Origin of the sequence: Pseudovibrio sp. Ad13, assembly GCF_001623225.1 — a bacterium.
Classification (GTDB): Bacteria; Pseudomonadota; Alphaproteobacteria; order Rhizobiales; family Stappiaceae; genus Pseudovibrio.
In genome coordinates, this window is record NZ_LMCC01000017.1 from 93,078 (window position 1) to 119,687 (window position 26,610).

At 51.1% G+C, this 26,610-nt stretch carries 36 protein-coding genes; all 36 read right to left on the reverse strand.

Translation table 11 applies throughout. The features are described 5' to 3' along the window. Window position 1: 1 nt before the first annotated feature. The 36 genes from bfr (PsAD13_RS20065) to rplC all read right to left on the reverse strand — a co-directional run bounded on the left by bfr (PsAD13_RS20065) (window position 2) and on the right by rplC (window position 26,600). A complete protein-coding gene (bfr, locus tag PsAD13_RS20065) occupies window positions 2–487 on the reverse strand; it encodes a bacterioferritin (protein WP_063297922.1) in 486 nt (161 codons plus the stop codon). A 235-nt stretch (window positions 488–722) separates the two neighbouring features. Next, a complete protein-coding gene (gene bfr, locus PsAD13_RS20070) occupies window positions 723–1,208 on the reverse strand; it encodes a bacterioferritin (protein WP_057463409.1) in 486 nt (161 codons plus the stop codon). A gap of 252 nt (window positions 1,209–1,460) precedes the next feature. Continuing rightward, window positions 1,461–2,255: an ATP12 family protein gene (locus PsAD13_RS20075; protein WP_063319287.1), complete on the reverse strand. Its 795-nt coding sequence runs from the start codon at window positions 2,253–2,255 to the stop codon at window positions 1,461–1,463. Continuing rightward, window positions 2,255–2,935 carry an HAD-IA family hydrolase gene (locus PsAD13_RS20080; RefSeq protein WP_063319288.1) on the reverse strand — a complete coding sequence of 227 codons (681 nt, stop codon included), beginning with the start codon at window positions 2,933–2,935 and terminating at the stop codon, window positions 2,255–2,257. Before PsAD13_RS20080 ends, PsAD13_RS20075 begins: the two co-directional genes overlap by 1 nt. A gap of 28 nt (window positions 2,936–2,963) precedes the next feature. Beyond that, window positions 2,964–4,013: an RluA family pseudouridine synthase gene (locus tag PsAD13_RS20085; protein ID WP_063319289.1), complete on the reverse strand. Its 1,050-nt coding sequence runs from the start codon at window positions 4,011–4,013 to the stop codon at window positions 2,964–2,966. A 180-nt stretch (window positions 4,014–4,193) separates the two neighbouring features. Next, a complete protein-coding gene (gene crcB / locus PsAD13_RS20090) occupies window positions 4,194–4,574 on the reverse strand; it encodes a fluoride efflux transporter CrcB (protein WP_063289470.1) in 381 nt (126 codons plus the stop codon). Window positions 4,575–4,627: 53 nt separating this feature from the next. Beyond that, a complete protein-coding gene (locus PsAD13_RS20095; protein ID WP_063319290.1) occupies window positions 4,628–7,024 on the reverse strand; it encodes a patatin-like protein in 2,397 nt (798 codons plus the stop codon). Between the two features lie 233 nt (window positions 7,025–7,257). Then, a complete protein-coding gene (locus PsAD13_RS20100; RefSeq protein ID WP_063319291.1) occupies window positions 7,258–8,568 on the reverse strand; it encodes a replication-associated recombination protein A in 1,311 nt (436 codons plus the stop codon). A 55-nt stretch (window positions 8,569–8,623) separates the two neighbouring features. Next, window positions 8,624–10,069 carry a DegQ family serine endoprotease gene (locus PsAD13_RS20105; RefSeq protein ID WP_057463416.1) on the reverse strand — a complete coding sequence of 482 codons (1,446 nt, stop codon included), beginning with the start codon at window positions 10,067–10,069 and terminating at the stop codon, window positions 8,624–8,626. A 265-nt stretch (window positions 10,070–10,334) separates the two neighbouring features. Continuing rightward, entirely contained in the window at window positions 10,335–12,533 is a 2,199-nt protein-coding gene (locus PsAD13_RS20110; RefSeq protein ID WP_063304107.1) for a methyl-accepting chemotaxis protein, read from the reverse strand. Window positions 12,534–12,869: 336 nt separating this feature from the next. Next, window positions 12,870–13,304 carry a 50S ribosomal protein L17 gene (gene rplQ / locus PsAD13_RS20115; protein ID WP_057463418.1) on the reverse strand — a complete coding sequence of 145 codons (435 nt, stop codon included), beginning with the start codon at window positions 13,302–13,304 and terminating at the stop codon, window positions 12,870–12,872. Window positions 13,305–13,386: 82 nt separating this feature from the next. Further along, window positions 13,387–14,415 carry a DNA-directed RNA polymerase subunit alpha gene (locus tag PsAD13_RS20120; protein WP_057463419.1) on the reverse strand — a complete coding sequence of 343 codons (1,029 nt, stop codon included), beginning with the start codon at window positions 14,413–14,415 and terminating at the stop codon, window positions 13,387–13,389. Window positions 14,416–14,489: 74 nt separating this feature from the next. After that, a complete protein-coding gene (gene rpsK / locus PsAD13_RS20125) occupies window positions 14,490–14,879 on the reverse strand; it encodes a 30S ribosomal protein S11 (protein ID WP_054664941.1) in 390 nt (129 codons plus the stop codon). 65 nt (window positions 14,880–14,944) lie between these two features. Then, window positions 14,945–15,313, reverse strand: coding sequence for a 30S ribosomal protein S13 (gene rpsM, locus PsAD13_RS20130; protein WP_063289475.1), 369 nt, complete (start codon window positions 15,311–15,313; stop codon window positions 14,945–14,947). 221 nt (window positions 15,314–15,534) lie between these two features. Then, window positions 15,535–16,107 carry an adenylate kinase gene (locus tag PsAD13_RS20135; RefSeq protein WP_063300624.1) on the reverse strand — a complete coding sequence of 191 codons (573 nt, stop codon included), beginning with the start codon at window positions 16,105–16,107 and terminating at the stop codon, window positions 15,535–15,537. Then, window positions 16,104–17,444 (reverse strand): preprotein translocase subunit SecY, encoded by a 1,341-nt coding sequence (secY, locus tag PsAD13_RS20140; RefSeq protein ID WP_063292673.1) that lies wholly within the window; start codon window positions 17,442–17,444, stop codon window positions 16,104–16,106. The genes PsAD13_RS20135 and secY overlap by 4 nt, the downstream gene beginning before the upstream one ends. A 47-nt stretch (window positions 17,445–17,491) precedes the next feature. Further along, complete coding sequence (rplO, locus tag PsAD13_RS20145; RefSeq protein ID WP_063300623.1) at window positions 17,492–17,959, reverse strand: 50S ribosomal protein L15; 468 nt, start codon at window positions 17,957–17,959, stop codon at window positions 17,492–17,494. 19 nt (window positions 17,960–17,978) lie between these two features. Continuing rightward, window positions 17,979–18,173 (reverse strand): 50S ribosomal protein L30, encoded by a 195-nt coding sequence (rpmD, locus tag PsAD13_RS20150; RefSeq protein WP_057463423.1) that lies wholly within the window; start codon window positions 18,171–18,173, stop codon window positions 17,979–17,981. Window positions 18,174–18,210: 37 nt separating this feature from the next. After that, complete coding sequence (gene rpsE, locus PsAD13_RS20155; RefSeq protein ID WP_063292674.1) at window positions 18,211–18,774, reverse strand: 30S ribosomal protein S5; 564 nt, start codon at window positions 18,772–18,774, stop codon at window positions 18,211–18,213. Between the two features lie 41 nt (window positions 18,775–18,815). After that, a complete protein-coding gene (gene rplR, locus PsAD13_RS20160; protein ID WP_057463424.1) occupies window positions 18,816–19,169 on the reverse strand; it encodes a 50S ribosomal protein L18 in 354 nt (117 codons plus the stop codon). Between the two features lie 11 nt (window positions 19,170–19,180). Next, window positions 19,181–19,714 carry a 50S ribosomal protein L6 gene (gene rplF / locus PsAD13_RS20165; RefSeq protein WP_063297934.1) on the reverse strand — a complete coding sequence of 178 codons (534 nt, stop codon included), beginning with the start codon at window positions 19,712–19,714 and terminating at the stop codon, window positions 19,181–19,183. Window positions 19,715–19,758: 44 nt separating this feature from the next. Beyond that, window positions 19,759–20,157: a 30S ribosomal protein S8 gene (gene rpsH / locus PsAD13_RS20170; RefSeq protein ID WP_057463426.1), complete on the reverse strand. Its 399-nt coding sequence runs from the start codon at window positions 20,155–20,157 to the stop codon at window positions 19,759–19,761. A gap of 12 nt (window positions 20,158–20,169) precedes the next feature. Next, window positions 20,170–20,475 carry a 30S ribosomal protein S14 gene (gene rpsN / locus PsAD13_RS20175; protein ID WP_057463427.1) on the reverse strand — a complete coding sequence of 102 codons (306 nt, stop codon included), beginning with the start codon at window positions 20,473–20,475 and terminating at the stop codon, window positions 20,170–20,172. A gap of 33 nt (window positions 20,476–20,508) precedes the next feature. Then, the gene (gene rplE / locus PsAD13_RS20180) at window positions 20,509–21,066 is read right to left on the reverse strand and encodes a 50S ribosomal protein L5 (protein WP_057463428.1); all 558 of its coding nucleotides are present in this window, start codon (window positions 21,064–21,066) and stop codon (window positions 20,509–20,511) included. After that, window positions 21,059–21,376, reverse strand: a complete 318-nt coding sequence (gene rplX, locus PsAD13_RS20185) for a 50S ribosomal protein L24 (RefSeq protein WP_057463429.1) — start codon at window positions 21,374–21,376, stop codon at window positions 21,059–21,061. Before rplX ends, rplE begins: the two co-directional genes overlap by 8 nt. Next, on the reverse strand, window positions 21,376–21,744 hold the full coding sequence (gene rplN, locus PsAD13_RS20190) for a 50S ribosomal protein L14 (protein WP_057463430.1): 369 nt from the start codon (window positions 21,742–21,744) through the stop codon (window positions 21,376–21,378). Before rplN ends, rplX begins: the two co-directional genes overlap by 1 nt. 58 nt (window positions 21,745–21,802) lie before the next feature. Further along, window positions 21,803–22,045 carry a 30S ribosomal protein S17 gene (gene rpsQ / locus PsAD13_RS20195; RefSeq protein WP_057463454.1) on the reverse strand — a complete coding sequence of 81 codons (243 nt, stop codon included), beginning with the start codon at window positions 22,043–22,045 and terminating at the stop codon, window positions 21,803–21,805. A 10-nt stretch (window positions 22,046–22,055) separates the two neighbouring features. Further along, complete coding sequence (rpmC, locus tag PsAD13_RS20200) at window positions 22,056–22,256, reverse strand: 50S ribosomal protein L29 (protein WP_063289479.1); 201 nt, start codon at window positions 22,254–22,256, stop codon at window positions 22,056–22,058. 23 nt (window positions 22,257–22,279) lie between these two features. Further along, on the reverse strand, window positions 22,280–22,693 hold the full coding sequence (gene rplP / locus PsAD13_RS20205; protein ID WP_057463432.1) for a 50S ribosomal protein L16: 414 nt from the start codon (window positions 22,691–22,693) through the stop codon (window positions 22,280–22,282). A 43-nt stretch (window positions 22,694–22,736) separates the two neighbouring features. After that, window positions 22,737–23,453 carry a 30S ribosomal protein S3 gene (gene rpsC / locus PsAD13_RS20210; RefSeq protein ID WP_057463433.1) on the reverse strand — a complete coding sequence of 239 codons (717 nt, stop codon included), beginning with the start codon at window positions 23,451–23,453 and terminating at the stop codon, window positions 22,737–22,739. Further along, a complete protein-coding gene (gene rplV, locus PsAD13_RS20215; RefSeq protein ID WP_057463434.1) occupies window positions 23,453–23,833 on the reverse strand; it encodes a 50S ribosomal protein L22 in 381 nt (126 codons plus the stop codon). Before rplV ends, rpsC begins: the two co-directional genes overlap by 1 nt. 2 nt (window positions 23,834–23,835) lie before the next feature. Continuing rightward, window positions 23,836–24,114, reverse strand: coding sequence for a 30S ribosomal protein S19 (rpsS, locus tag PsAD13_RS20220; protein WP_057463435.1), 279 nt, complete (start codon window positions 24,112–24,114; stop codon window positions 23,836–23,838). Between the two features lie 12 nt (window positions 24,115–24,126). After that, entirely contained in the window at window positions 24,127–24,960 is an 834-nt protein-coding gene (gene rplB / locus PsAD13_RS20225) for a 50S ribosomal protein L2 (RefSeq protein ID WP_057463436.1), read from the reverse strand. Between the two features lie 13 nt (window positions 24,961–24,973). Beyond that, complete coding sequence (locus PsAD13_RS20230; protein WP_057463437.1) at window positions 24,974–25,267, reverse strand: 50S ribosomal protein L23; 294 nt, start codon at window positions 25,265–25,267, stop codon at window positions 24,974–24,976. Then, window positions 25,267–25,884, reverse strand: coding sequence for a 50S ribosomal protein L4 (gene rplD, locus PsAD13_RS20235; RefSeq protein ID WP_057463438.1), 618 nt, complete (start codon window positions 25,882–25,884; stop codon window positions 25,267–25,269). Before rplD ends, PsAD13_RS20230 begins: the two co-directional genes overlap by 1 nt. Next, window positions 25,884–26,600 (reverse strand): 50S ribosomal protein L3, encoded by a 717-nt coding sequence (gene rplC / locus PsAD13_RS20240; protein WP_057463439.1) that lies wholly within the window; start codon window positions 26,598–26,600, stop codon window positions 25,884–25,886. Before rplC ends, rplD begins: the two co-directional genes overlap by 1 nt. Window positions 26,601–26,610 lie beyond the last annotated feature (10 nt).

The window sequence follows — 26,610 nt, forward strand, 5'->3', positions numbered from 1 at the left end:
CTCACTCTGCCTCATCAGCACTGCCAGCATTGAGCAATCCATATTTTTCTTCGCCTATTTTCTCAAGAAGCTCCAATTGTGTCTCAAGGAAATCACAATGGCCTTCTTCATCTGCCAGTAAACTGTCAAAGAGAGCCATTGTCACGAAGTCACCTTGCTGCTCACAAAACACACGAGATTCGCTGTAATACACAATTGCTTCACGCTCCCCTGCCAGATCAGCTTCCAGCACTTCCTTCACTGAGGAACCGATGCGTAAGGGCGCGATATGCTGCAGGTTTGGGTGCCCTTCCAAAAAGACAACTCTTTCCACCAACCGATCCGCATGATGCATTTCTTCAATCGATTCAGCCCGCTCTTTCTTTGCAAGTTTGGTGTAACCCCAATCTTCAAGAAGTCTGAAATGCACCCAGTATTGATTGACAGCTCCAAGTTCCATGGAAATGGCTTTGTTCAAACGTTCAATGACACCGTCTTTTGCTCTCATGAGTTCTCAGTGCAAGCACTGCTCCTTAGGGAATGCAGGTGAAACACAACTCGTTTTGAACCGACCCTAAAACGAGCTTTGATCCAGTAAACATAGATCAGCCTAACCCGCCGCCAACCCAAATCCCCTATCGTTCCTAATGAAGCGCTAGTCTGAAACAAACAACTTTAACCCAACAAAAAAGAGCCGCCCAACAGGACAGCTCTTTCTAATCAAAACAAACGGTTAGGCGAACTTATTCGCCAGTATCAGCTGAGTTCGCATTCAATGCGCCGTAGTGCTGTTCACCAATTTTCTCAAGGAGATCCAGCTGAGTTTCAAGGAAGTCAATGTGACCTTCTTCATCAGCCAGCAAATCATCAAACAGCTTCATGGTGACGTAATCACCTTCAGCATCACAAATCTCACGGCTCTTCTTATAAGAGGTGCGAGCTTCATGTTCACCAGCAAGATCCGCTTCCAGAACTTCCTTAAGATTGGTGCCGATCTTCAAAGCGCCAACAGTCTGCAAATTTGGATGACCACCAAGGAAGAGAATGCGCTCAATCAGCTTGTCGGCATGTTGCATCTCTTCAACGGATTCTTCGCGCTCTTTCTGCGCCAACTTTCCAAAACCCCAGTCATCCAGCAGGCGGTAATGCAGCCAGTACTGGTTGACGGCACCAAGCTCCAGTTTCAGAGCTTCGTTAAGCCGCTCAATAACTTTCTCATTATGTTTCATCGGCGGAATTCCTCAATATTCTTGATTAGGGCAGTATTTGGCGATGTTTTCGTTATTACGAAAGCCCTGAACTCATATGTGCAGCAAGAGTGCATAGTTCAACAGATTCGATGGTAACACGGCAAATGAATTTCACTTGCCCACATACTACAAACTATTGATTTCTTTCTACGATATCAGGAGAAGCCACAACACCAACAAAAAAGCGCAGCCAAAAGCCGCGCCTTAAGACAACTTCGCAAAGAATAAGCCTTAGCTTTCTTCTGGTGCTCCAACGAGAATAAGCACTGCTGCGTTGAACTCGTCGTTTTTGAAACGGCGAATACGAGCAGCCTCTTCATCCTGCCCCCACTGCTCAATATTCCAATCTTCATCAACATGAGCTGCAGACCAGACAACATCCGCCTCAAAAGCTTTTTCAGCCAGTGCCAGCGCCAGCAAAGCAGAACCGCTAATGGACGTCACTGTATGGATCGCAGTTAACTGAAGCGCATCATATTTGCCCAGTTGCGCACGATAAGCTGTTGTCACTGCCTCATCTTGCGCGACATGCATAATCCCTTCAACGAGTTTGAAGGGACCAGCAAACAACTTCTCTGCCCAATCCAAGACTGGGTCCCACTGATTTTTCTGACGTGTGACCAGTTCTGCAGGGGAAGCTGCACGGTAACACAAATGATCATTTCCGGCATACCGTGTGATCTCGTCTGCAACTTCCGCAAACTTGTCTTCAACGGCATCAATCGCAGAATGGGCAATGCGCGTCAGCGGCATCGTCGCCGGATCAATCTCTTCTTCCTGCAGCTCCCATTCGGCAGCCACGCCTTCAGCAATCACTTCATCCTTAAACACCAGCGCATTGCGACCGGGTGTTTTTATGGAGCGTCCATCCAACAGAACAGCGAAGACGTCATCTTTCAGCTCAACGCTCACGCGCTCGTAAAAGCGTTTCGGCAAGTTCCGTTTGGTGTGCTCACGTGCAGCCTGAACAGCATCAACAGGCCCTTTTGCAATGTCATCTGCAATCTGCTCAAAAATGTCACGCATTATGCAACTTCCTTATTCCATTTGAAGTGCTCACTAAGCACCGGAATGAGTTCCTTAAACTGATTGATAACATAGGTGGCTCCAGCGCTCTTCACATCTTCAGCGCTGTGATAACCCCATGTAACTCCGACAGATTTCACACCTGCATTGCGCGCCATGTGCATATCAAAAGTCGTATCACCAATCATAATCGTGTTTTCCAGATCAACACCAGTTTCGCTCATCGCCTGAAAAATCATACCTGGATTCGGCTTGGATGGCGCAACATCTGCTGTCTGCATGGTGGTGAAAAGCCCTTCCAGCTCATGCAAGCTGATCAGGTGCTTCATACCGCGGGAGTGCTTGCCTGTTGCGATACCAAGAAGCACATCCTCCCGGCTATCCAACTCTTGCAAAGCATCAATCGCCCCCTCATAAAGGGGATCATAATCACGCCCCTTGGAACGCATTTCCCAGACGATCTGCTGGTATCCCTTGACCATCTGCTCAATCAAGTCCGGGTCATTCCGCCCCAGCAATTGCTCAAACGCCACATCCAGTGTCAGGCCAACCGTTGCAAGAATTTCATCTCGCGATGGCATAGGCAGATCGACAAACCGATACGCTGCAGTAAAACCAATCATGATATTGTCTTGGCTATCCGCAAGCGTGCCGTCGCAATCAAACACAATGAGATACATGTAGATCAGCCCGTAACTTTGCTATTACTTATTCTGGTTCATTGATGTCCGGATCATAGTCCTTCACATCCATACCAAGCAAGTTCCAGGTTTGCTGCATATGCGATGGCAGCGGAGCAGAAACATCAATCACACCATTGCCTGACGGATGGGGGATCATAATCCGGCGCGCCAGCAAGTGCAGCTTGTTTTGGATGCCACCGGGCAGCTCCCAGTTCTTGATATTGAAGTACTTTGGATCACCGACGATAGGGCAACCAATATGCGCGGCATGGGCACGCAGCTGGTGCGTACGGCCTGTTACAGGCTTCAGTGATACCCAGGAAAGCTTCTGACCGGACTGTTCAACCACATTGTAAAGGCTGACTGCGTGCTGTGCTTCATCATCACCATGACGGGCAACACGCATGCGCTCTTCATCTTCATCACGCGCCAGATAGGTCGAGATACGACCCTGACGCGGTTTTGGCACGCCAGCAACCATCGCCCAGTAGATTTTACGCGTGTTGCGATGACGGAATGCCTTTGTCAGCTCCTGAGCTGCACGGCGGGTCTTCGCAACCAGCAAAATACCGGAGGTCTCACGGTCAAGACGGTGCACCAGACGCGGCTTATCGCCCTTCTGGTTGGTGAAGGCATCAAGCATACCATCCACGTGACGCGTCAAGCCTGAACCACCCTGCACAGCAAGGCCAGCAGGCTTATTCAGTACCATCACATGCGCATCTTCAAAGAGCATCATCTGCTCAATGGCTTCACGGTCACTGTCAACCAACTTGCGCGGACGAGGTCTGGCATTCTTGCGGTCATCAGCAGCCAGCTCAACACCGAGCGGTGGAATGCGGACTTCTTGCCCCTTTTCCAATCGGGTGGAGCTTTCGGCACGTTTACCATCTACGCGAACCTGCTTGGTGCGCAGCAGTTTCTGCAAACGGCCAAAGCCAAGTTCCGGGAAGTTTTCTTTAAACCAGCGATCAAGACGCATGCCTGCTTCGTCGGCATCAACGCGGCGCATCTCAATTTTAACTGGGCTGCCACCGTTGTTTTGCGGCGCTGCTTTGTTCTGGGAGCCACTCATGGGTGAAGGTCCTGACTTCTAACGCGGCGGCAGCACGAAGGGTGCGCCAGCCGTTCCTAATAAATCCGTTGGCGCTCATTTGGCAGGTGAAGGCAAAACATGCAAGTCTTTCACGCAAATTCAGCCCCTAAAAACGAAAAACCATCAAGTTTCTATGAGTTTTTGCGGGCAACTTGCAAATTAGGCGAGAACCTGCCGTGTGAGATAAAGACCTGCAAACAAGGCTGAAACGGAAAGAACAAGCGAGACCAACACATAAGCAGCGGTCGCAATAGGTTCTCCGCGTTCCCACAGCACAGCGACATCCAGCGAGAAGGTTGAGAAGGTAGTGAAACCGCCAAGGAAACCCGTCGCGATCAGATAACGCAGCTCAGAAGAAGCGTTCAGTCGCTGAGCAAGAACCTCAACAAAGATCCCCATCAGCAATGAACCAAGAATGTTTACGGTGACAGTGCCCCACGGAAATGAAGGGCCTAGAAGACGAAGTCCGGCCATTGAAACCAGATGTCGACAAACCGCTCCTGCCCCACCACCAAGTGCTATCAGGATGAGATTTTTCATGCATTCTCCCTATCGGATTTTGAATGGCATGTCTTGCACAAATTGCACAGTAACTAACATCCCTTAGAGAAGACCTCATCAACCTTCTCACGGCATGCTTCCACCAACTCTTCATGATCTTCCAGATGCGCTTCTTCCTCATCCAGAATATCAAGGAATATCGCGCGCAGGTTCATATCATCACTAGGAGCAATCCGCTGTGCCGACCCGTGGCACTGATGATAAACATCCCGCAGTAACCGCACCAGCCGCTCTGCAGCGTTGAGCCGCCCCCACAAGTAATCATGCTCGCGCCATCCGCGGTTGAAGAACGCACCAAACATCTGCAATTGCGCGCCTTTTAGATCAACGCCACCGGGACAAAGCAACTGCGCATCCTTTGGACTGATGCGCCCCACCTCAATCTTACGAAGTTCAAAAGCATCGAGCGCCTGCTGAACCGGAAACATACTGGTGTCGAAGAACGGAAAGCCGATATAGCCTTCAAGAATACCTTGCGCCGCCTTCAGATCACCTAGTTTCCCAACTCCCTCAAACACAATGGAATCTGTCAATTTATCAAGGTCGGCAAGCCCCATCCGAAGGCTGAGAACCCCAAGCACTTTGCGCACCGTCTCCAATTGCGGCGATGCTTCCTTCAGCAGTGTCGCAAGGTAGATGGTCTCTGTGCCATAAAACTCCTCGGACCAACGGCTCCGCAAGTTGGTAATCTGCCCATAAAGTTCACGCTTAAACACATCCAGGTGGCGCGCAAACTCAACAGACCCAGCAATCTCTTCATGGTGATAGAACTTGTTGATTTGCTCGATCAAAAACCGCAGCTGACGAATGCGATAGTCAACATCAAGACTCTTCAACTCACGAAGAATCTTAGCCTGATCCCGCTGCGCTTCCCCCTCCTCTTCTTTGGAGAAGGTCAACGCATTCACCACCACTTCTTCCACGCTTTCCCAGGACCAGAGAGCAACCTCCTCGCCCTTTTCAACGCACCCCTCTTGCTGCGTGCCGGAAAGTTCGGAAATCAACAAGACAACCCGGTGGGCCAGATGCCCCAAACGAAGCTGAAGATAACCGGCATTGGCAAAACCAGATTGCTCCATCGCTGCCAGCTCAGACCCTTGCCGCACAACTGAAAAGTCACCCTCGGTCTCCGGCAGACTGCCATGCTTTTCAAGCAACAGCTGCACTTCATGGCGGACCATCGGCAATGCAGCTTCAGCCACTTCCTGAATCCGCCGCACCTTCATGTTGATTTGCTCAATCTCCTGCAGTTCATCACCAATCGGTTCATTACGCGGAATGTGAGCTAACGATGCGAAAATGCTTTTGAAGAAGCCCGGAGGCTCTGGCTCTGCTGGCACATCACGGTGCGAGAAGGGCAACGGATCCAGATAAAGCAGACGACGCACCACTTCGCGAGCAGCAGGTCGTTGTGCAATGGAACCAATAAGCGGTTCGAAGGGCTTGTTCATCACCAACGACCCATCAATGAAGATACGCTCGCCTTCTGCATCGCAATTGGCATGAAGCACGTTGGTTAGGAACGCTTCACGCCCGCTCCACTCAAGACCCTGACGCTCAAGAACGCCATCCATCTCCTCAGCACTCATAGGCGGAAAGGCTCCAGGGAAACTAGAGGTCGCTCTCGCAGCAAAGACCAGATCAGGAATACACTCCGCACTCATCTGGCTATGCAAACCGCTGGACACCCGATGAATGGCATTGAACTTTACAATACGTCGATGATCCAACTCCTCAATAAACTCGGGATCATGCAACGCAATACGCCGCAACACACCATGAAAATCCGTGAGTGTCACGAACAACTCCAACCGCTGTCCGTATGGGATCAGCGTCTCCCCGCGATCCTCTTCATCCATCGCGCGGCACGCATCCACCAGCCATCCTGAGTAGCGCTCGCCTGAGAACGGCGGCGTAAACCAACGGGAACTGATAAAATCTCGCAGCTTGGTGCGTGTTTCCTTGTTTTGGGGAACATCAGTCCCGAGGAAAACCAGCAGCTTATCCAGAATGGGCGCAAGCACCCGCTTGGCATGTTTGCTGACCCCGGATGTTTCATTGGCCAGCTTGTCAACATCAGCAAGCGACAGCCATAAATCGCTATGGTGCTTGAGCGGCAGATCATGCGCTAGTGCCCGCGCCAGCATGATCGCATTCACACCTCCGGCAGACGCGCCAGAGATTGCATCAATCACAACCCGCAGGTCCAGCTGCGGCCCAAAGCTCTCGAGAAGATCGAAGTAAGATTTTGCGGAGCCTTCAAGAGTGACATCGCTCTCAACACCGCGCTCTCGGTCTCTCCGCAACTGATGCAACGCATGGGAGGCACGCTGAAGATTTAGGAGTTCACGGGTGACACCGTGCATATAGATGGCGAGTGAAACCCCGCCATACAGCACCAGTCCCAATCTCAGCTCAAGTTGCCTCATGCATGCACCAGAATTCGCTTAAATAAAGAAGTCAGAGTTTGATGCGCAGATATAAATGAACGCAACAAGCTCATATGTCAGTGTGCGAATTAGGATGCCCGAATGCAATCGGGAAACCCAAACAAAGTTACGTGTAGTTTATGTGTAGTCTTGAAAAGTGACCGCCAGTTTTCAGAAAAGGCGAAACAACGAATTCTGTCGCAACGTCCCAACGAGAACCCAGACAGACAGCTCTAGGCAGTGCCGCGCTCTTTTCTCAAGCGATCCCAATAGCTCAGCCGTTTTTGAACATCACGCTCAAAGCCACGGGCATTCGGCTCATAATACTTTTGCCGGCCCATCTTCTCAGGGAAGTAATCCTGACCAGAAAACGCATCTGGCTCATCATGATCGTATCGATAACTCTCACCATAGCCCATTTTCTTCATGAGCGTGGTCGGTGCATTCAGGATGTGCTTTGGCGGTACAAGTGATCCATGTTCCCGCGCATCCATGCGAGCAGCTTTATAAGCCAGATAGGACGCGTTAGACTTGGGAGCTGTAGCCAGATAGACTGCGGCTTGAGCCAGTGCATACTCCCCTTCTGGTGAACCAACCAACTGAAACGCATGACGTGCAGCATTCACCTGCACCAGCGCATTGGGATCAGCCATGCCAATGTCTTCAGAAGCCATCACTGTCAAACGGCGGATGATGTATAGCGGATCTTCTCCGCCCTCCAGCATCCGGCACATCCAGTAGAGCGCTGCATCCGGGTCCGACCCACGAATGGACTTATGAAGCGCAGAGATAAGATTGTAATGCCCGTCCTTGGTCTTGTCATAGATCGGCGCACGTCGCTGCACCACTTCCGCAAGGCGTTCCGTGTCGAAAATCTCGTCATCGCCAGCCGTACGCCAAACGTCTTCCGCCAAAGTCAATGCAGACCGGCCATCACCATCTGCCATACGCACGAGAGATAGACGCGCATCCTCATCCAGCGGCAAGTCACGCCCCATCACCTCTTCCGCGCGTTTGAGCAAATCAATCAGCGCATCTTCATCGAGTGATTGGAACGTCAACACATGCGAACGGGACAGCAGCGCCGCATTCAGCTCAAAGCTCGGGTTCTCAGTCGTCGCACCTACCAGAGTGATGGTGCCATCTTCCATCACGGGCAAGAAACTATCCAGCTGAGCGCGGTTGAAGCGATGGATCTCGTCAACAAACAGCAAAGTCCGTTTGCCGGAAATCTGACGTCCTCTAGCACGCTCAAAGCACTTTTTGAGATCAGCAACACCGGAGAAAATGGCAGAGATCTGCTCAAATTCCAGTTCCGTAGCATCTGCAAGCAAACGGGCAACCGTGGTCTTACCGGTACCCGGAGGCCCCCAGAAGATGAGAGACCCCAGAGAGCCGGACCGCAGCATGCGGCTTAAAATACCAGCATCACCCAAAAGGTGGCCTTGTCCGACAACATCCTCCAGAACACGAGGCCGCATGCGGTCTGCAAGCGGCCTGTCTTCCAGCTGATCCATCCCATTAGCGGAAAATAGATCACTCATGGTCTCTCAACATTCCTCTAGACTGTTCTGGAGAGTAAAACTCTCAAAAACAGCATTATCGCAAACTTACCTGCCGTAGCTGACCATCACGTTTAAAAGTGATGTTCCAGGTGCGCTGCTTCTTGCCGGTCAGCTTGGAAAGGTCTTTGGTGCTTTGAACTTCAGCGCCATTAATCTCAACCACGATATCACCGGGTTTAAAGCCGACATAGGCAGCAGTACTACGAGCTTTAATATCAGCAATTACAACGCCTGAAAACTCGTTGTACATGCGCAACTCTTCAGCCACAGCAGGAGAAAGATTCATAACCCGTACACCAGTAAATGGCGAGTTCCCTTTGATCTCTCTTTCATCTCTAGCCACAGTTTCCGGCGCACGCTCAAGGCTGATCTCGACAGCAAAGGCTTCACCACCGCGTAACATCTCAAAACGCGTGACACCACCAACTTTCTTTGTAGCAAGACGGTAGCCATAAGCATCAGGATCATCCACCTGAGTGCCTCCAACAGACATGATCAGGTCGCCGACACGAATACCAGCACGGTCAGCTGGGCTTCCTTCCTGAATACGTGTCACCAGAACCCCGCTAGGACGCTCCAGCCCCAGGCTGGCAGCAATATCAGAGCTGACTGGTTGCACACTGGTTCCAACCCACGGGCGGCGCACGATACCGCCGTCATCAGCAGCTGAAGCAACCACTTCCACCATATTGGCAGGGATTGCAAAACCAATACCGTTGGAGCCACCGGAACGCGAGAAGATCGCGGTGTTCACACCAACAAGATGCCCGTTTAGATCAACCAGCGCTCCACCCGAGTTACCCGGATTAATGGCAGCATCTGTCTGAATGAAGAATTGATAGTCCGAGACGCCCACCTGATTTCGAGCAACAGCGGAGACAATACCCTGCGTCACGGTCTGCCCAACACCAAACGGGTTCCCAATCGCCAGCACCAGATCGCCCACTTCAAGTTCATCAGAGTTGGCAAACGGCACAACAGGGAACGCCCCTTCTGCGTTGCGCACCTTCAAAACTGCAAGATCTGTGCGCTCATCCATCAAGATAATATCGGCATCAAACTCACGTCGATCAGAAAGTGCCACACGCACCTCATCAGCGCCCGCGATAACGTGATGGTTGGTAATAATCGTGCCATCAGCAGAAACGATCACACCAGAGCCCAAAGAGCTTTGAACGCGGCTGCGCGAACGAGGTGCGAACCGATCGGATTGCTCACCAAAGAAACGACGGAAGAACGGATCATCAAAGAATGGAGAAACTCTGCGGCGCTCTTGCACGGTACGACTTGCGTACACATTCACCACCGCTGGTGCGACCTTCTTCACAATAGGAGCGAAGGAAAGTGAAATCTCGGCTTGAGATGTTGGAACAGTCTTTTCACTGGCCAGTGCACCAGTGCCTTGCGTTGCAACAACGCCAGTAGTCCCAAGAACTGCACAAAAAAGCAGGTGAGCAGCTGACTTCCTGATTTGACCCATTCTTAAATCCCTTCGGCAAGAGCCCCCAGTTCACAATGATTTTCTTTCAAAAAGTTTGGGAGCAGCAGGTTACAGATAAGTCTGCAATATGGAAATGAAAAGGCCAATCTGTCGGTTTTAAGCAGCGAGCTCGTATCCCCGAAAACTGCATGTGGATTTCAAACTAGTAACAGTTTGAGTGCACTAAAAAAGATCACACCTGCTCAAAACGCAAAACGCCGGGTCTCCCCGGCGCCTCACTCGTCTCGATAAAACCTGACAGAATTTAGGCTGCCCGGATGTTCTCAAGGTATTGTTCAACCATGTTCTTCAGCTCTTCTGACTGGTGTGTCAGCTGGTTTGCAGCGCCAAGAACATTCTCTGCTTCATGACCAGCGTCACTTGCGATCATGCTCACACGGGTAATGGCCTGAGCAACCTCGGAACTACCAGAAGTCACCTGCTGAATATTGCTGGAAATATCTGTTGCGGTTACGGCCTGCTCCTGAACAGCACCTGCAATCGCAGTGGCCGCTTCATTCACGTCACCAATAACTGTGCTGATTTCCTTGATAGCCGCAACAGCCTTCTCGGTCTCAGCCTGAACAGACTGAATCTGAACACTGATCTCGCCAGTTGCCTGACCAGTCTGGTTCGCAAGGCCTTTAACTTCGGATGCAACAACTGCAAAGCCCTTACCAGCTTCGCCAGCACGAGCAGCCTCAATCGTCGCATTCAGTGCCAACAAGTTGGTCTGATCTGCAATATCATTGATGAGAGATACAACTTCACCAATGCGCTGTGCAGCTTCCATAAGACCGTTTACAGACACCTCAGCCGCAGCAGCCTTCTCAGCCGCTTGCTTGGAAACATCAGCAGAACGACGAACCTCACGGTCAATCTCACCAACAGTCGCAGAAAGTTCTTCAGCAGCACCCGCAACAGCCTGAAGGTTCATCAAGGACTGTTCAGAAGCAGAAGACACCGTCTGCGCTTCAGTGTTGGTCTGCTCAGAGATGCTTGCCATACTCTTCGCGGTGGTTTCCAGATTACCGCCTGCATCAGTCACAGTGGTCAGGATGTCTCGAACGCCAACATCAAAGTTCTCGTTCAAAGCATCCACGCGCTTCACACGCTCTTCCTGTTCATGTTGCTCACGCACCTGCTTCTCATCCAGCTCTCTTGCACGGACAAGACCAACTTGGAAAGACTGAACAGCTCGGCCAATATCGCCAATCTCATCCTTACGCTGAGCAGAGATAATCTCCACATCCAGATTGCCGTTCGCAATCTTATTAAGATTGGCTGACAGTCGATTAAGCGGAGTAGACAGACTACGTGCCATGAAGATGCCAATTGCAGCAACAACTGCCAACACGATTAATCCGCTAATGATGATCTCTTTAGCGAGGGCATGAACCACAGCCAGCGCTTCGCTTACATCAGTCTTTGCAACAATAACGGTTGGGAGATTTTCAAAACCAAGTGGCAGGGCCAGAACAAACTGTTCCTTCACTTCCGCAAAACCAACATTGCTTTCCAGGTTCGCCTGCAGGTCTTCGACAACTTTGGCAACAACCTCTGGATCATCTTTCTTCACCAGCGCTGTCGGCACATCAGACAGAACCTGATTGGAAAGGATGGTGCCATCAATGCGTGCCAGATAGGTCTGACCAGTCTCACCCATATTCTCACGATTTTGCAAAACGCTATCGAAGAACTCAGAGCCGAGACGAATGGCGATCACACCCTTAAATGTGACCTGATTGAAGTCTTCAACAAACACAGGAGCCGAAATCAAAAGAGATGCAGAATTTCCATCAGGCGCATATTGAGCGATCTCAGAATAGACCACGTCGCCTTCTGTAGCTTTCGCCGCCTTATTGAATTCCTGACTGAGCAATGTACCGGATAGCTTGCCATCCTTCACGCTCTCAAGAAACTCAGAGGACTTGGTCGCAGAGTAAATCACCAAACCGTTTGCATCCATGATCAGGATGTCCGCATAACCTCCACCGGTTACACTCGCCACAAAGTCTGGATGAACAACAGCATGACGCCAGGAATAAAGCGTCTTGTTACCATTCCCAGTCAGCTGCAGACGATCAGCAACAGAAGAGCCACTCTTTTGGAAGTAGCTAAGGATGTCATCCTTATCTGCACTCAGAGAATCCATAGAGGCCAGCAGGTCAGTCATGGTGACGCGCATGGCGCTACTCTTGACCAGACGCTTGATATCGCTATCAACACGCTCCAGCTTTTCATCGAGAGTATCCCGACGAGCCTGTGCCACGAGTACGAGCTGTGTCTTGCTCGCTTCAGTCAGCGCGCTCTCAGCACGCGTATACCCAAGGAATGCCACAACGGCACTCGCAATAATTGCAAGCCCAACCATAATGAATGGAAGACGAACAGCAATACGATTAAAATAATTTTTGACTCTAGGTGAGGATACAGAGCCGCTCTCATCAGATTTAGAACGCATATTTGCCCCCGAGTAATACGTTGGGAGCATAGTCGGGCTATAGTGTTAATCTCCGCTTAAAACAAATATTTAAAATGCTTTTCAAATCGAAGAAAAATTGAAATACCGATATGATTTAGCTGTGTTTTCTCACAAAACTGGAAGCACGCTGTACTATCATAAGTTGCAGTACCGACCTGACCCGAGCAATCCAGTTCCACCTGCCAAAACTAACGCAACGCGACCTTTTTCATCAGATTCGTTCTGCAAAAAGTAAGAGCTCTTGAGTGAATTTCATTCAGGCAACAAAAAAGGGCACCCGAAGGCACCCTTTTTCAAATCGCTTATGCGAAAAGCTTATGCAGCAGCTTCAGCTGTCTCAGCAGCTTCTTCAGCAGCAGCGCGTGCGCGATCTGCAGCGCCTTTAGCTTCTACGTCGCGCTCAACCAGCTCGATAACAGCCATTGGTGCATTATCACCATGACGGAAACCAGCTTTCAGCACGCGAGAATAACCACCCTGACGGTCCGCATAACGCTCTGCAAGGGTATCAAACAGCTTTGCTACCATTGCAGTGTCACGGATCTGGGAAATTGCTTGACGACGTGCATGCAGGTCGCCGCGCTTGCCCAGAGTGATGAGCTTCTCGATGATTGGACGCATCTCTTTTGCTTTCGGAAGCGTCGTAACAATCTGCTCATGCTGGATGAGCGAAGCTGCCATGTTAGCGAACATCGCTTTACGGTGGCTTGACGTCCGATTGAGCTTGCGGCCGGAATTACCGTGGCGCATGGCCCTCTCCTTTGTTAAGTCAATTACGATCTAGTACATCAGATCGCCGGAACCTCACGCAGCGCGCTCAGTTCCTGTTCCTTTAATATTGGTGGTCTTCGTAGCGCTTAGCGAGCTCATCGATATTTTCAGGCGGCCAGTTTGCCACTTCCATACCGAGATGCAGGCCCATTTGCGCCAGAACTTCTTTGATCTCGTTGAGAGACTTACGACCGAAGTTCGGTGTACGAAGCATTTCTGCTTCTGTCTTCTGAATGAGATCGCCAATATATACGATATTGTCGTTCTTCAGGCAGTTTGCCGAACGTACAGACAACTCAAGCTCATCAACCTTCTTCAGCAGTGCTGGGTTGAACGCAAGTTCCGCGACTGTGTCTTCCTGAACTTCACGCTGTGGCTCTTCGAAGTTCACGAAGATAGACAGCTGATCCTGCAGGATACGAGCAGCAAATGCTACTGCATCTTCAGGGATCACAGATCCGTCAGTTTCAACAGTCAAAGTCAACTTATCATAATCAAGAACCTGACCTTCACGGGTGTTCTCAACCTTATAAGAAACCTTCTTAACCGGAGAATACAGGCTGTCAACCGGAATCAGACCGATTGGAGCGTCTTCTGGGCGGTTAGCGGCAGCTGGAACATAACCCTTGCCGGTGTTTACAGTGAATTCGATGCGAACTTCCGCACCTTCATCAAGGTTACACAGCAGCAGACCTGGGTTAAGAACCTCAACGTCACCTACAGTTTCAATATCGCCAGCGTAGACCGCACCAGGACCCTGCTTACGCAGAACCATACGCTTTGGTCCCTCGCCTTCCATGCGAAGCGCGATTTCCTTGATGTTCAGGATGATGTCAGTCACATCTTCACGAACGCCAGGAATTGATGAGAACTCATGGAGAACGCCATCAATCTGAACCGCAGTCACTGCAGCACCCTGAAGAGAGCTAAGCAGAACGCGGCGCAGAGCGTTACCAAGAGTCAGGCCGTAGCCACGCTCAAGAGGTTCTGCAATCACAGAAGCCTTAAAGCGTGCATCATCGCCAGCACGAATGTCGAGTTTAGTTGGCTTGATAAGCTCTTGCCAATTTTTTTGAATAGTCACGTTCATAAACCCTCTGGCTTTCCCGTTGACCTAAAAGTCAACTAATCCTTGCCTGGGTGGAAAACTAGCCTAACGAACTGTTAGACGCGGCGACGCTTGCGTGGGCGGCAACCATTGTGCGGGATCGGAGTTACATCACGGATAGATGTAATAACGAAACCTGCAGCCTGAAGCGCACGCAGAGCGGATTCACGTCCAGAACCTGGACCACGTACTTCTACTTCGAGAGTACGCATGCCGTGTTCAGCAGCCTTACGACCAGCGTCTTCGGCAGCGACCTGTGCAGCATAAGGGGTAGACTTACGAGAACCCTTAAAGCCAAGCGCGCCGGCAGACGACCAAGAGATCGCATTGCCCTGAGCATCGGTGATGGTGATCATGGTATTGTTGAACGTAGAGTTCACATGCGCGACACCTGAAGAAATGTTCTTCCGTTCGCGACGACGCACGCGCGTCGATTCTTTAGCCATTATATTTCCTAACTTCGATATCTACACCGCCGTATAGCCGGCGGCTCCACCGGATAACCGGCTAGTTATTTCTTCTTACCAGCGATCGCTTTAGCAGGGCCCTTACGGGTGCGAGCGTTGGTATGAGTGCGCTGACCACGGACAGGCAGACCACGACGGTGGCGCAGGCCACGGTAACAGCCAAGGTCCATGAGACGCTTAATGTTCATTGCAGTTTCACGACGAAGATCACCTTCAACGGTGTATTCAGCGTCGATTGCTTCACGGACTTTCAGAACTTCTGCATCAGAAAGTTCGTTGACGCGACGCTCTGCAGCAATACCGACTTTCTCGGTGATTTCCTGCGCGAACTTCGCACCAATGCCATGAATGTACTGCAGCGCGATAACTACGCGCTTATTCGTCGGAAGGTTGACGCCAGCAATACGTGCCACGTTTGTTTTCTCCAATTACGAGGGTACGTTTGTTCCCTCTCCCATTTTTTTGCCGATAACACACCTACAACCAGGCAGGTTGAGGGCGCACCATCACACAGCAAAAAGATCAGCCTCGGTTTCCCAAGGAAAACCGGCGCCAATCGATTATGGTGTCGATGTGCGCCGGCTATACTTTATTATAAAGGCAAGCGCAAGCGCCTGCCTTCAAAAAGCACGGATTAAACCGTGCTCAAAATCGTATCGATCTCTGAAGCAACCTCGTCAACGGACTTCATGCCATCAACGCCCATCAGCATGTTCCGCTCACCATAGTACTTGATAAGCGGGGCTGTCTGCTCGTTGTAAACTGCAAGACGTTTCTTCAAAGACTCTGCATTGTCATCGGATCGAGCTTCCGCGCTTTCACGAGCACGTGTTTCGATACGCTCAAGAAGGATACCTTCATCAACCTTCAGCTGCACAACAGCATCAAGTCTCTGGTCCTTCTTCTCAAGCAGTTCGCCAAGAGCGTCTGCCTGAGCAATGGTGCGTGGGAAACCGTCCAGAATGAAGCCTTTTGCACAATCAGCCTGATCAATACGATCAGAAATGATGGAACAAATCAGGTCATCAGAAACCAGGTCACCACGTGTCAGAACATCTTTGACCTTCAAGCCGACTTCGGTTTCAGCTGCAACAGCTGCACGAAGCATGTCACCAGTCGAAAGCTGGACAATACCATGCACCGCAACAAGTCGACCTGCCTGAGTGCCTTTACCAGCACCAGGAGGGCCAAGAAGAATCAATCTCATCTACGTTTCCCCCTCAACTTCGTTTTCTTCACCAAGCCCTCGTACTGATGAGCAAGAAGGTGCCCCTGGATCTGAGAAACGGTATCCATGGTGACGCTAACAACAATGAGCAGAGACGTACCACCGAAGTAGAACGGAACACCCGTTGCTGAGATCAGGAACTCTGGCAACAAACAAATGAGAGTAATGTATATTGCACCGACAACCGTAATGCGAGTTAGCACATGGTCAATGTACTGCGCAGTACGTTCGCCTGGACGAATTCCTGGAATGAAGCCACCATGCTTCTTGAGGTTGTCTGCTGTCTCCGACGGATTGAAAACAATCGCGGTGTAGAAGAAGCAGAAAAAGATGATTAATGCTGCATAAAGAGCCATGTAGGCTGGTTGACCGTGTCCCAGCAGCGCAGTGATTGTTGTCAACCACGCCATCGAACCAGTGGAATCACCGGTTTGGAAACTGGCTACAGTCGCTGGTACCAGCAACAAGGAGCTCGCAAAAATCGGTGGAATAACACCAGCCGTATTGAGTTTGAGTGGCAGGAACGATGTGTTCCCCTCAAACATCTTATTGCCCTGTTGGCGACGTGGATACTGAATCAGCAAACGTCGCTGTGCACGTTCCATGAAGACGATAACGCCGATAACCACCACAGACAGTATGATAACTGCCAAAATGATTGGAGTTGCGAGCGCGCCCTGACGACCAAGTTCCAAAGTGGAAGCAATCGCAGAAGGAAGCCCGGCAACAATACCGGAGAAAATGATCAAAGAAATGCCGTTACCAATGCCGCGAGAGGTGATTTGCTCACCCAGCCACATCAGGAACATAGTACCACCAACAAGGGTAAGAACTGTTGCAATACGGAAGAACCAGCCCGGATCGATAACAATGTTCGCGCCAGCCTCAAGACCAACGGAAATACCGTAGGCCTGGAAGGTTGCCAGAATCACTGTACCAAAACGTGTGTACTGGTTAATTTTTTTCCGGCCTTGCTCACCCTCTTTCTTCAGCTGTTCCAAAGCAGGAACAACAGAAGTCATAAGCTGGATGATAATCGACGCAGAAATGTAAGGCATGATGCCGAGGGCAAAAATAGCCATACGCTCGACAGCACCACCGGAGAACATGTTAAACAGGCCAACAATGCCAGTTTGTACGTTTCCGAAGGCCTGTGCGAGCGCGTCAGGATTAATTCCAGGCAGAGGGATATAGGTTCCGAATCGATAAACCAAAAGCGCGCCTAGCGTGAACCAGATCCGCTTCTTCAGTTCCTCGGCTTTAGCAAAGGCAGAAAAGTTAAGGTTTGAAGCAAGTTGCTCGGCAGCAGAAGCCATTCCGCGCTCCGGTCAGTTTGGATACACCCCGAAAAAAGACAAGGCTGTTAAGCCTTGCCTTCCTTGATTACGACCTTGCCACCTGCTTTTTCAACTGCTGTAACAGCAGTTTTGGAAGCACCAGCAATTTCGAAAGTTACAGCAGTTTTCAGTTCACCGTCGGACAGAAGGCGTACGCCATCCAGAACGCGGCGAACAACGCCTGCTGCAACAAGTGCTTCAACAGTCACCGTCGCGGAAGCGTCAAGCTTACCAGCGTCGATTGCTGTCTGAACACGACCCAAGGACACAATGTTCAGGTCCTTAGCAAAGATATTGGTGAAGCCGCGCTTTGGAAGACGACGATGCAATGGCATCTGCCCGCCTTCAAAGCCCTTGATAGCAACACCCGAACGGGACTTCTGACCTTTGACACCACGGCCGCCAGTCTTGCCCTTACCGGAACCGATACCGCGTCCTACGCGGGTTCGGTCCGAAACAGCACCCGGGTTATCCCGGAGTTCGTTGAGCTTCATGATAGTTCTCCCGGTCCGCTTATGCTTCGTCTAAAACGCGAACCAGATGCTGAACCTTACGGATCATGCCGCGTACTTCTGGAGTATCCTTCAGAGTACGACGACGGTGCATCTTGTTCAACCCCAGACCAATCAACGTAGCACGCTGACTAGCAGGACGGCGAAGCGGGCTACCGATCTGTTCGACTGTTACAGTCTTTTCAGTATTAGCCATGACACTAACCCTTGTTCTCAGTCAGCAAAAGCGAGGCTTATGCCTCAGCCTTTACTGGCGCCGCATCATCGTTGTCACGACGACGAGCCTGCAAGGAAGATACCTTGAGACCACGACGTGCTGCAACAGAACGCGGGCTGTCTTCTTTTTTCAGTGCATCGAAAGTCGCACGAACCATGTTGTACGGGTTGGAAGTACCAAGGGACTTCGCAACAACGTCCTGGACACCAAGTGTCTCAAACACAGCACGCATTGGACCACCAGCGATGATACCGGTACCGGCAGGTGCTGCACGAAGTACAACTTTACCTGCGCCGTGACGGCCTTCAACATCGTGGTGAAGAGTACGACCTTCACGAAGTGGCACACGAACCATAGTACGCTTAGCAGCTTCCGTTGCTTTGCGGATGGCCTCTGGCACTTCACGAGCCTTACCGTGACCAAAGCCAACGCGGCCTTTCTGATCACCAACTACTACAAGAGCGGCGAAGCCGAAACGACGACCACCCTTTACAACTTTAGCGACGCGGTTGATGTGAACGAGCTTATCGACAAATTCGCTGTCGCGCTCGTCACGATCCCGGTTATCCTGTCTCGCCATAATAATGTTTCCCGTTCTCTAGGAGCACCAAAAGGCGCTGATCAGAAGCTCAGACCGCTATCACGTGCTGCATCTGCCAAGGCCTGAACACGGCCATGATAGATATAACCACCACGATCAAACACGACTTCTTTGATACCAGCAGCAATAGCGCGTTCAGCAATAAGCTTGCCTACAGCAGCAGCAGCATCTTTATTGCCGCCGTTTTCTACTTTTACGTCTTTCTCAATGGTAGACGCGGACGCAAGGGTTACACCCTTGGTATCGTCGATGATCTGAGCGTAAATCTGCTTGGATGAGCGGAAAACGGACAGCCGAGGACGACCGTTCGCTACCTTTTTGATCGAACGGCGCACACGGGCGCGACGACGTTCGAAAGAATTTCCATTCGCCATGGTCCGTACCGTTACTTCTTCTTGCCTTCTTTACGAACGATGAACTCGTCCGCATAACGAATACCCTTGCCTTTGTATGGCTCAGGTGGGCGATATTCACGAATGTTCGCGGCAACCTGCCCTATCTGCTGCTTGTCAATGCCGTTGATGACAATTTCTGTCGGCTTCGGACATTTGATTTCTACACCCTCAGGAATGTCGAACTTGACATCATGAGAGAAACCAAGAGCAAGATTAAGGGTCTTACCTTGAACCTGTGCACGGTAACCAACACCGGTAATCGCCAGCTGCTTTTCGAAGCCGGAGGTCACACCTGTGATAAGGTTAGCGACCATGGTGCGGGACATACCCCACAAAGAACGCGCAGTCTTTGACTGGTTTCGCGGATCAAGACGGATACCATCATCCGCCATATCGACCGAAACGAGATCGTTGACCACGAAGGAGAGTTCCCCCTTCGGGCCTTTAACGATAACATTCTGGCCGTTGATCGTTGCCGTTACCCCGCTTGGCACGGGGACTGGCTTCTTGCCAATTCGAGACATAAGATCAACCTGTCTGTTATTTTAGTTAATCGTGCAATGCCGCGTCAGAAGACGCGACAAAGTACTTCACCACCCACATTTTTCTCACGTGCATCGTGGTCTGCCATTACGCCCTGAGGAGTAGACAGAATAGATACACCCAAGCCGTTTGCAACGTGTGGGATGTTCTTGACCGAAGAATATACGCGACGACCAGGCTTAGATACGCGCTCAATCGTGCGAATCACTGGTTCACCGTCGAAATACTTCAACTCAATTTCAAGCTCAGACTTGCCTGCACCGAAGTCAACAGCGGTATAACCGCGGATGTAACCTTCAGAAATCAGAACGTCCAAGATGTGTGCGCGCAACTTAGAAGCAGGTGTGCTTACTTTAGATTTGCGACGCATCTGCGCATTACGGATGCGCGTGATCATATCCCCGACTGGATCGGAAATCGACATAGCAGTAACTCCTTACCAGCTCGACTTCACGAGACCCGGGATCTTGCCCAGGGAACCCAACTCACGAAGCGCAATACGCGACATCTTAAGTTTGCGGTAGTAACCGCGTGGGCGACCTGTGACTTCACACCGGTTGCGTACCCGTGTAGGCGCGGAATTGCGCGGCAGCTTTGAAAGCTTCAGCCGTGCATTGAAACGCTCCTCCAGGGACAAGCTCTCGTCCTTGGCCATGGCCTTCAGGGCAGCACGCTTGTCAGCATATTTACTAACAAGAGCTACGCGCCGCTTGTTTTTCTCGACCGCGCTTTTCTTCGCCATCGTCTGTCCTCGTTCCTTTCCCGTATACCGCTTCTATTTGCGGAACGGGAAGTTGAACGCGCGCAGCAGTTCACGCGCTTCGTCATCGGTTTTAGCATTGGTACAAACAACAATGTCCATACCCCACATTTGATCTACTTTATCGTAGTCAATTTCAGGGAAAACAATGTGTTCTTTAAGTCCCATAGCGTAGTTGCCACGTCCGTCGAAGCTTTTCGGATTCAAGCCACGAAAGTCACGTACACGCGGAAGCGCGATTGTGATCAAACGATCCATGAATTCGAACATCTGGTTACGACGAAGTGTAACTTTAGTACCCAGCGGCATATCTTCACGAACCTTGAAGGTCGCGATAGATTTTCTAGCACGGGTAATAACCGCCTTTTGACCAGCAATCAAGCTAAGATCTTCAGCAGCGATACGAGCCTTCTTGCTGTCACCAACAGCTTCACCAACACCCATGTTCAAAACGATCTTTTCGACCGAAGGAATCATCATTGGGTTGGTGTAGTTAAACTTCTCCTGAAGCTCACCACGCACTACATCATTGTAGTGCGCCTTGAGCCGTGGAGTGTAAGTAGCGTCAGCCATCAATCACGTCTCCTGAACGCTTAGCGACACGAACAGTGGCGCCTGCATCATTAGTCGTGAAACCGACGCGGGTCGGCTTGCCATCCTTAGGATCAGCAATGGCAATATTGGAAAGCTGAATTGGAGCTTCCTTTGTGATGATACCACCTTCGCTCTGTTGGGTCTGGCGCTGGTGACGTTTCACCAAGTTAACGCCACGCACGACAGCGCGGTTGTCAGATGGGATCATCTGGAGAACTTCCCCAGTCTTTCCTTTGTCACGACCGGCAATTACGACGACTTTGTCGCCCTTTTTGATCTTCGCGGGCATCAGAGCACCTCCGGCGCAAGCGAAATGATCTTCATGTGATTCTTGCCACGCAGTTCACGAGGAACTGGGCCAAAAATACGTGTTCCGATCGGTTCTTTGTTGTTGTTGATCAGGACGGCAGCATTGCTGTCGAACCGGATCACACTGCCGTCAGCACGACGGATGTCTTTAGCCGTGCGTACGACGACCGCTTTCATCACGTCGCCCTTCTTTACACGACCCCGAGGAATTGCTTCTTTGACGGAGACAACAATGATGTCGCCAACGCCAGCATACTTCCGTTTGGAGCCGCCGAGCACTTTGATGCACATGACACGACGTGCGCCGGAATTATCGGCTACGTCGAGGTTAGTTTGCATCTGAATCATGACTCGTCGCCTTGTTCTTTCTCAGCACTCTAAAAGTTAGAAATGCTGGATGCGTTCACTAGCTCGCTGCTTCCGTAGAAACAACGGTCCATTTCTTATTCTTAGAGATTGGAGCACACTCTTCAATTTGAACGGTGTCGCCAACCTTGTAAGAATTATTTTCGTCATGTGCACGATACTTCTTCGTACGGCGCACAACTTTTTTCAGCAAAGGATGGGTAAAGCGACGCTCTACCTTCACCGTTACTGTCTTTTCGTTCGCATCGCTAACAACGACACCCTGCAAAATACGCTTTGGCATCATTAGCTCCTTATGCGTTGTCAGACACGCGCTTGTCGCGCAAGACTGTCTGGATCCGCGCAATGTCCCGGCGAACCTGACGGACACGAGCGGTGTTTTCGAGCTGACCAGTTGCTCTCTGGAAACGCAGGTTGAACTGTTCTTTTTTCAGTTCTTCCAGGTTTGCCTTGAGCTCATCTGAGGTCTTAGCTCTTACGTCGCTAGCCTTCATGGCCTTTTCCTTTCGATGTCCGATTACTCACCAATGCGCTGGACGAACCGGCACTTGATTGGGAGTTTAGCAGCGGCCAGACGCATTGCTTCACGAGCAATATCTTCAGACACACCGTCCATTTCGAACATGATGCGACCAGGTTTCACCCGGCACGCCCAGTACTCAGGAGAACCTTTACCCTTACCCATGCGGACTTCAGCCGGCTTGGAGGACACAGGAACGTCCGGGAAGATTCTGATCCACACGCGACCCGCACGCTTCATGTAACGGGTCATTGCACGACGGGCAGCCTCAATCTGACGAGCGGTGATCCGCTCTGGTTCCATGGCTTTCAGGCCAAAGGCACCAAAATTGAGGTCCGTACCACCCTTGGCATTGCCATGGATGCGGCCCTTGTGCTGCTTGCGGAACTTAGTACGCTTTGGTTGCAGCATCGTTTTCTCTCGCTTTAATAGTTAAGCCGTGTGAAGGCGCTGCTTACGCAGCGCGCTCACGCCGACCGCCACCTTGGCGTTCGCTCTTGCCACCACCTTCAGTCGCACGACGTTCAGAAGCCATTGGGTCATGCTCAAGGATTTCGCCCTTGAAGATCCAGACTTTAACGCCACACGCGCCGTAAGCGGTGTGTGCTGTAGCAGTGCCGTAGTCGATGTCTGCACGAAGAGTGTGCAGAGGCACGCGACCTTCACGGTACCATTCGATACGTGCGATTTCCGCACCACCAAGACGACCACCGCAGTTAATACGGATGCCCTGGGCGCCAAGACGCATTGCAGACTGAACTGCACGCTTCATGGCACGGCGGAAAGCAACACGACGCTCGAGCTGCTGAGCGATAGATGCTGCAACAAGCGCTGCATCGGTCTCCGGCTTGCGCACTTCAACGATATTGAGGTGCACTTCCGAATTTGTCATCTCGGACAGCTTCTTGCGAAGGCGTTCGATGTCTGCACCTTTTTTACCGATAACAACACCTGGACGACCAGAGTGAATAGTTACACGGCACTTTTTGTGCGGACGTTCAATGACGACCTTGGATACAGCAGCCTGCTTAAGTTCTTTAAGCAGATATTCGCGGATGCGAAAATCTTCATGAAGAAGATCGCCGTATTCGTTCTTGCTAGCAAACCAGCGAGAGTCCCAGGTACGGTTGATGCCAAGACGAAAACCGATTGGATTAATCTTCTGACCCATCAGGCAGTCTCCTCAACTTCCCGAACCACGATAGTCAGGTTGGAAAACGGCTTTAGGATCCGTCCAACACGACCACGAGCTCGCGGCTGGAAACGCTTCATGACAAGCGCTTTGCCAACATAAGCCTCGGCGACGACAAGATTGTCGACGTCGAGATCATGGTTGTTTTCCGCATTAGCAATAGCAGACATCAAGGTCTTCTTGACGTCGCCTGAAATGCGCTTACGGGAGAAAGTCAGATCAGCAAGTGCTGTACCAACCTTCTTACCGCGAATGGATGCAGCAACGAGGTTCAACTTCTGCGGGGAAACCCGCAGCATGCGGCAAACCGCCTTTGCCTCGTTGTCTGGGAGCATCCGCTCATGCTTCTGCTTGCCCATCGCTACTTCCTCTTTGACTTTTTGTCAGCGCCATGGCCGTAGTAGGTACGAGAAGGAGCGAATTCGCCCAACTTGTGCCCAACCATGTCTTCACTGATCAAAACAGGAATGTGCTTTTGACCGTTATAGACGCCAAAAGTCAACCCCACAAAGTGCGGCAGAACGGTAGAACGTCGGCTCCAGGTCTTAATGACCTCATTCCGGCCGGATTCACGAACCTTATCCGCTTTCTTCAGGAGGTAACCGTCAATAAACGGCCCTTTCCAGATCGAACGTGCCACGATCCGTTCCTCTTACTTCTTACGCGCGTGACGAGACCGAACGATAAACTTATCGCTGGACTTGTTACTGCGTGTGCGCTTGCCTTTGGTCGGCTTGCCCCAAGGGGTAACCGGATGACGTCCACCGGAGGTGCGACCTTCACCACCACCATGTGGGTGATCGACAGGGTTCATCGCAACACCACGAACGTGTGGGCGACGACCCAGCCAACGGGAACGACCAGCCTTACCAAGGTTGATGTTCGCGTGGTCCTGGTTGGATACCGCACCAACGGTAGCCATACAGGTGCCAAGAACGCGACGCTGTTCACCGGAAAGCAGACGGATGACTGTGTAACCAGCATCACGACCAACGATCTGAGCGTAAGCACCAGCTGAGCGGGCAATCTGCGCGCCTTTGCCTGGCTTCATCTCGATGTTGTGGATGATGGTACCCACTGGAATAGAAGCCAGAGGCATAGCGTTGCCTGGCTTAATATCCACAGCTTCACCAGCTACAACCTTATCGCCAGCAGCAAGACGCTGTGGTGCAAGGATGTATGCCTGCTCGCCATCATCATAAGTGATGAGAGCGATGAAAGCGGTGCGGTTTGGATCGTATTCCAGACGCTCAACAGTACCGACAACGTCGAATTTACGACGCTTGAAGTCGATCAGGCGGTAGGTACGTTTGTGACCACCACCAATGTTGTTCGCAGTCTTACGACCGTGGTTGTTACGACCACCGGACTTGGACAGACCTTCAGTCAATTTCTTGACTGGCTTGCCTTTCCAAAGATCAGAACGGTCTACCTGGACCAGCTGACGACGGCCAGGAGATGTCGGATTAAATGTCTTAAGTGCCATTTTGTCCTACCCCTTACAGACCGGTCGTCACGTCGATGGACTGACCATCTTCCAGAGTGACCACAGCTTTTTTGAAGTCGTTCTGTTTGCCGACAACACCTTTGAAGCGCTTGGTTTTACCCTTGCGAACCAGTGTGTTGACTGCTTTGACTTTTACGCCAAACAGAGCTTCAACAGCTGCTTTGATTTCCGGTTTTGTTGCAGTGAGAGCAACCTTGAAAACAACCTTATTCTCTTCAGAGGCAAAAGTAGCTTTCTCGGTGATCACCGGAGATACGATTTTGTCGTAGTGAACGAGCTTGCTCATTAGAAGCGCTCCTCCAAAGCTGCAACTGCCGCTTTGGTCAGGACCAGCGTATCACGACGAAGAATGTCGTAAACGTTGATACCCTGTACCGGCAGTACATCTACGAGTGGAATGTTACGAGTAGCCAAACCGAAGTTTGCATCTACTTCAGAACCGTCCACGAACAACGCACTGTTCAATCCGAGAGAACCAAGCTGGTCCTTCAGAGCCTTGGTTTTGGCTTCTGCTGATTTCGCGTCTTCAACAACAACAAGGTTGCCGGAAGCTGCTTTTGCAGACAGAGCATGCTTCAGACCCAGAACACGAACTTTTTTAGGAAGCTCATGAGCGTGCTCACGCACAACTGGACCAAATGCCCTACCACCACCACGGAACTGAGGTGCTTTACGGTTACCGTGACGTGCGCCGCCAGAACCTTTCTGGCGTACGAATTTTTTGGTGGTACCATTAACTTCGGAACGACCCAAAGTTTTATGTGTACCAGCCTGGCGCTTTGCAAGCTGCCAGCGAACAACACGCTGGATTAGGTCGATACGTGGCTCGAGACCAAAGATCTCGTCAGACACTGTGATCGAACCCGCTGCGTTACCGCCGAGGGTTTTAACCTCGAGTTCCATCACTCACCTTCCTTCCCGGCTTCAGCCGCTGCAATAGCAGAGTTCTGACGGAATGCACCTGGTACAGGAACGTTCTCTGGCAGAGCCTTCTTAATTGCATCACGAACCAGGATCCAACCGCCTTTAGAGCCAGGTACAGAACCTTCAACCATGATCAGACCACGTTCTACGTCAGTACGTACAACTTTCAGATTCTGAGTGGTTACGCGTTCAGCACCGAGGTGTCCGGCCATTTTCTTGCCTTTAAACACCTTACCTGGATCCTGACACTGACCGGTAGAACCGTGCGCACGGTGTGAAACAGACACACCATGAGAAGCGCGACCACCACCGAAGTTGTGACGCTTCATCGCACCAGCAAAGCCCTTACCGATAGAGGTGCCGGTTACATCCACGAACTGACCGTTAAGGAAGTGGTCAGCTGTAAGCTCAGCACCAACTTCGATCAAGTTCTCTTCAGAAACACGGAACTCAGCGAGTTTGCGCTTAGGCTCAACTTTTGCAACTGCAAAGTGGCCACGCATCGCGCGGTTCGTGTTCTTAACTTTTGCCGCACCTACGCCCAACTGAAGCGCAGTGTAGCCGTTCTTGTCTGCCGTCCGGTGAGCAACAACTTGACAGTTGTCTAGACGCAGTACTGTAACGGGCACGTGTTCGCCTGCCGCGTTATAGATACGGGTCATACCCACCTTCTGTGCGATCACTCCAGAACGCATTACTGTGTCC

Excerpts from the sequence above, each read along its gene's own strand:
- bfr (WP_063297922.1), bottom strand. The coding sequence starts at position 487 with ATGAGAGCAAAAGACGGTGTCATTGAACGTTTGAACAAAGCCATTTCC.
- bfr (WP_057463409.1), bottom strand. The coding sequence starts at position 1,208 with ATGAAACATAATGAGAAAGTTATTGAGCGGCTTAACGAAGCTCTGAAA.
- PsAD13_RS20075 (WP_063319287.1), bottom strand. The coding sequence starts at position 2,255 with ATGCGTGACATTTTTGAGCAGATTGCAGATGACATTGCAAAAGGGCCT.
- PsAD13_RS20080 (WP_063319288.1), bottom strand. The coding sequence starts at position 2,935 with ATGTATCTCATTGTGTTTGATTGCGACGGCACGCTTGCGGATAGCCAA.
- PsAD13_RS20085 (WP_063319289.1), bottom strand. The coding sequence starts at position 4,013 with ATGAGTGGCTCCCAGAACAAAGCAGCGCCGCAAAACAACGGTGGCAGC.
- crcB (WP_063289470.1), bottom strand. The coding sequence starts at position 4,574 with ATGAAAAATCTCATCCTGATAGCACTTGGTGGTGGGGCAGGAGCGGTT.
- PsAD13_RS20095 (WP_063319290.1), bottom strand. The coding sequence starts at position 7,024 with ATGAGGCAACTTGAGCTGAGATTGGGACTGGTGCTGTATGGCGGGGTT.
- PsAD13_RS20100 (WP_063319291.1), bottom strand. The coding sequence starts at position 8,568 with ATGAGTGATCTATTTTCCGCTAATGGGATGGATCAGCTGGAAGACAGG.
- PsAD13_RS20105 (WP_057463416.1), bottom strand. The coding sequence starts at position 10,069 with ATGGGTCAAATCAGGAAGTCAGCTGCTCACCTGCTTTTTTGTGCAGTT.
- PsAD13_RS20110 (WP_063304107.1), bottom strand. The coding sequence starts at position 12,533 with ATGCGTTCTAAATCTGATGAGAGCGGCTCTGTATCCTCACCTAGAGTC.
- rplQ (WP_057463418.1), bottom strand. The coding sequence starts at position 13,304 with ATGCGCCACGGTAATTCCGGCCGCAAGCTCAATCGGACGTCAAGCCAC.
- PsAD13_RS20120 (WP_057463419.1), bottom strand. The coding sequence starts at position 14,415 with ATGAACGTGACTATTCAAAAAAATTGGCAAGAGCTTATCAAGCCAACT.
- rpsK (WP_054664941.1), bottom strand. The coding sequence starts at position 14,879 with ATGGCTAAAGAATCGACGCGCGTGCGTCGTCGCGAACGGAAGAACATT.
- PsAD13_RS20135 (WP_063300624.1), bottom strand. The coding sequence starts at position 16,107 with ATGAGATTGATTCTTCTTGGCCCTCCTGGTGCTGGTAAAGGCACTCAG.
- secY (WP_063292673.1), bottom strand. The coding sequence starts at position 17,444 with ATGGCTTCTGCTGCCGAGCAACTTGCTTCAAACCTTAACTTTTCTGCC.
- rplO (WP_063300623.1), bottom strand. The coding sequence starts at position 17,959 with ATGAAGCTCAACGAACTCCGGGATAACCCGGGTGCTGTTTCGGACCGA.
- rpmD (WP_057463423.1), bottom strand. The coding sequence starts at position 18,173 with ATGGCTAATACTGAAAAGACTGTAACAGTCGAACAGATCGGTAGCCCG.
- rpsE (WP_063292674.1), bottom strand. The coding sequence starts at position 18,774 with ATGGCGAGACAGGATAACCGGGATCGTGACGAGCGCGACAGCGAATTT.
- rplR (WP_057463424.1), bottom strand. The coding sequence starts at position 19,169 with ATGGCGAATGGAAATTCTTTCGAACGTCGTCGCGCCCGTGTGCGCCGT.
- rplF (WP_063297934.1), bottom strand. The coding sequence starts at position 19,714 with ATGTCTCGAATTGGCAAGAAGCCAGTCCCCGTGCCAAGCGGGGTAACG.
- rpsH (WP_057463426.1), bottom strand. The coding sequence starts at position 20,157 with ATGTCGATTTCCGATCCAGTCGGGGATATGATCACGCGCATCCGTAAT.
- rpsN (WP_057463427.1), bottom strand. The coding sequence starts at position 20,475 with ATGGCGAAGAAAAGCGCGGTCGAGAAAAACAAGCGGCGCGTAGCTCTT.
- rplE (WP_057463428.1), bottom strand. The coding sequence starts at position 21,066 with ATGGCTGACGCTACTTACACTCCACGGCTCAAGGCGCACTACAATGAT.
- rplX (WP_057463429.1), bottom strand. The coding sequence starts at position 21,376 with ATGCCCGCGAAGATCAAAAAGGGCGACAAAGTCGTCGTAATTGCCGGT.
- rplN (WP_057463430.1), bottom strand. The coding sequence starts at position 21,744 with ATGATTCAGATGCAAACTAACCTCGACGTAGCCGATAATTCCGGCGCA.
- rpsQ (WP_057463454.1), bottom strand. The coding sequence starts at position 22,045 with ATGCCAAAGCGTATTTTGCAGGGTGTCGTTGTTAGCGATGCGAACGAA.
- rpmC (WP_063289479.1), bottom strand. The coding sequence starts at position 22,256 with ATGAAGGCTAGCGACGTAAGAGCTAAGACCTCAGATGAGCTCAAGGCA.
- rplP (WP_057463432.1), bottom strand. The coding sequence starts at position 22,693 with ATGCTGCAACCAAAGCGTACTAAGTTCCGCAAGCAGCACAAGGGCCGC.
- rpsC (WP_057463433.1), bottom strand. The coding sequence starts at position 23,453 with ATGGGTCAGAAGATTAATCCAATCGGTTTTCGTCTTGGCATCAACCGT.
- rplV (WP_057463434.1), bottom strand. The coding sequence starts at position 23,833 with ATGGGCAAGCAGAAGCATGAGCGGATGCTCCCAGACAACGAGGCAAAG.
- rplB (WP_057463436.1), bottom strand. The coding sequence starts at position 24,960 with ATGGCACTTAAGACATTTAATCCGACATCTCCTGGCCGTCGTCAGCTG.
- PsAD13_RS20230 (WP_057463437.1), bottom strand. The coding sequence starts at position 25,267 with ATGAGCAAGCTCGTTCACTACGACAAAATCGTATCTCCGGTGATCACC.
- rplD (WP_057463438.1), bottom strand. The coding sequence starts at position 25,884 with ATGGAACTCGAGGTTAAAACCCTCGGCGGTAACGCAGCGGGTTCGATC.
- rplC (WP_057463439.1), bottom strand. The coding sequence starts at position 26,600 with ATGCGTTCTGGAGTGATCGCACAGAAGGTGGGTATGACCCGTATCTAT.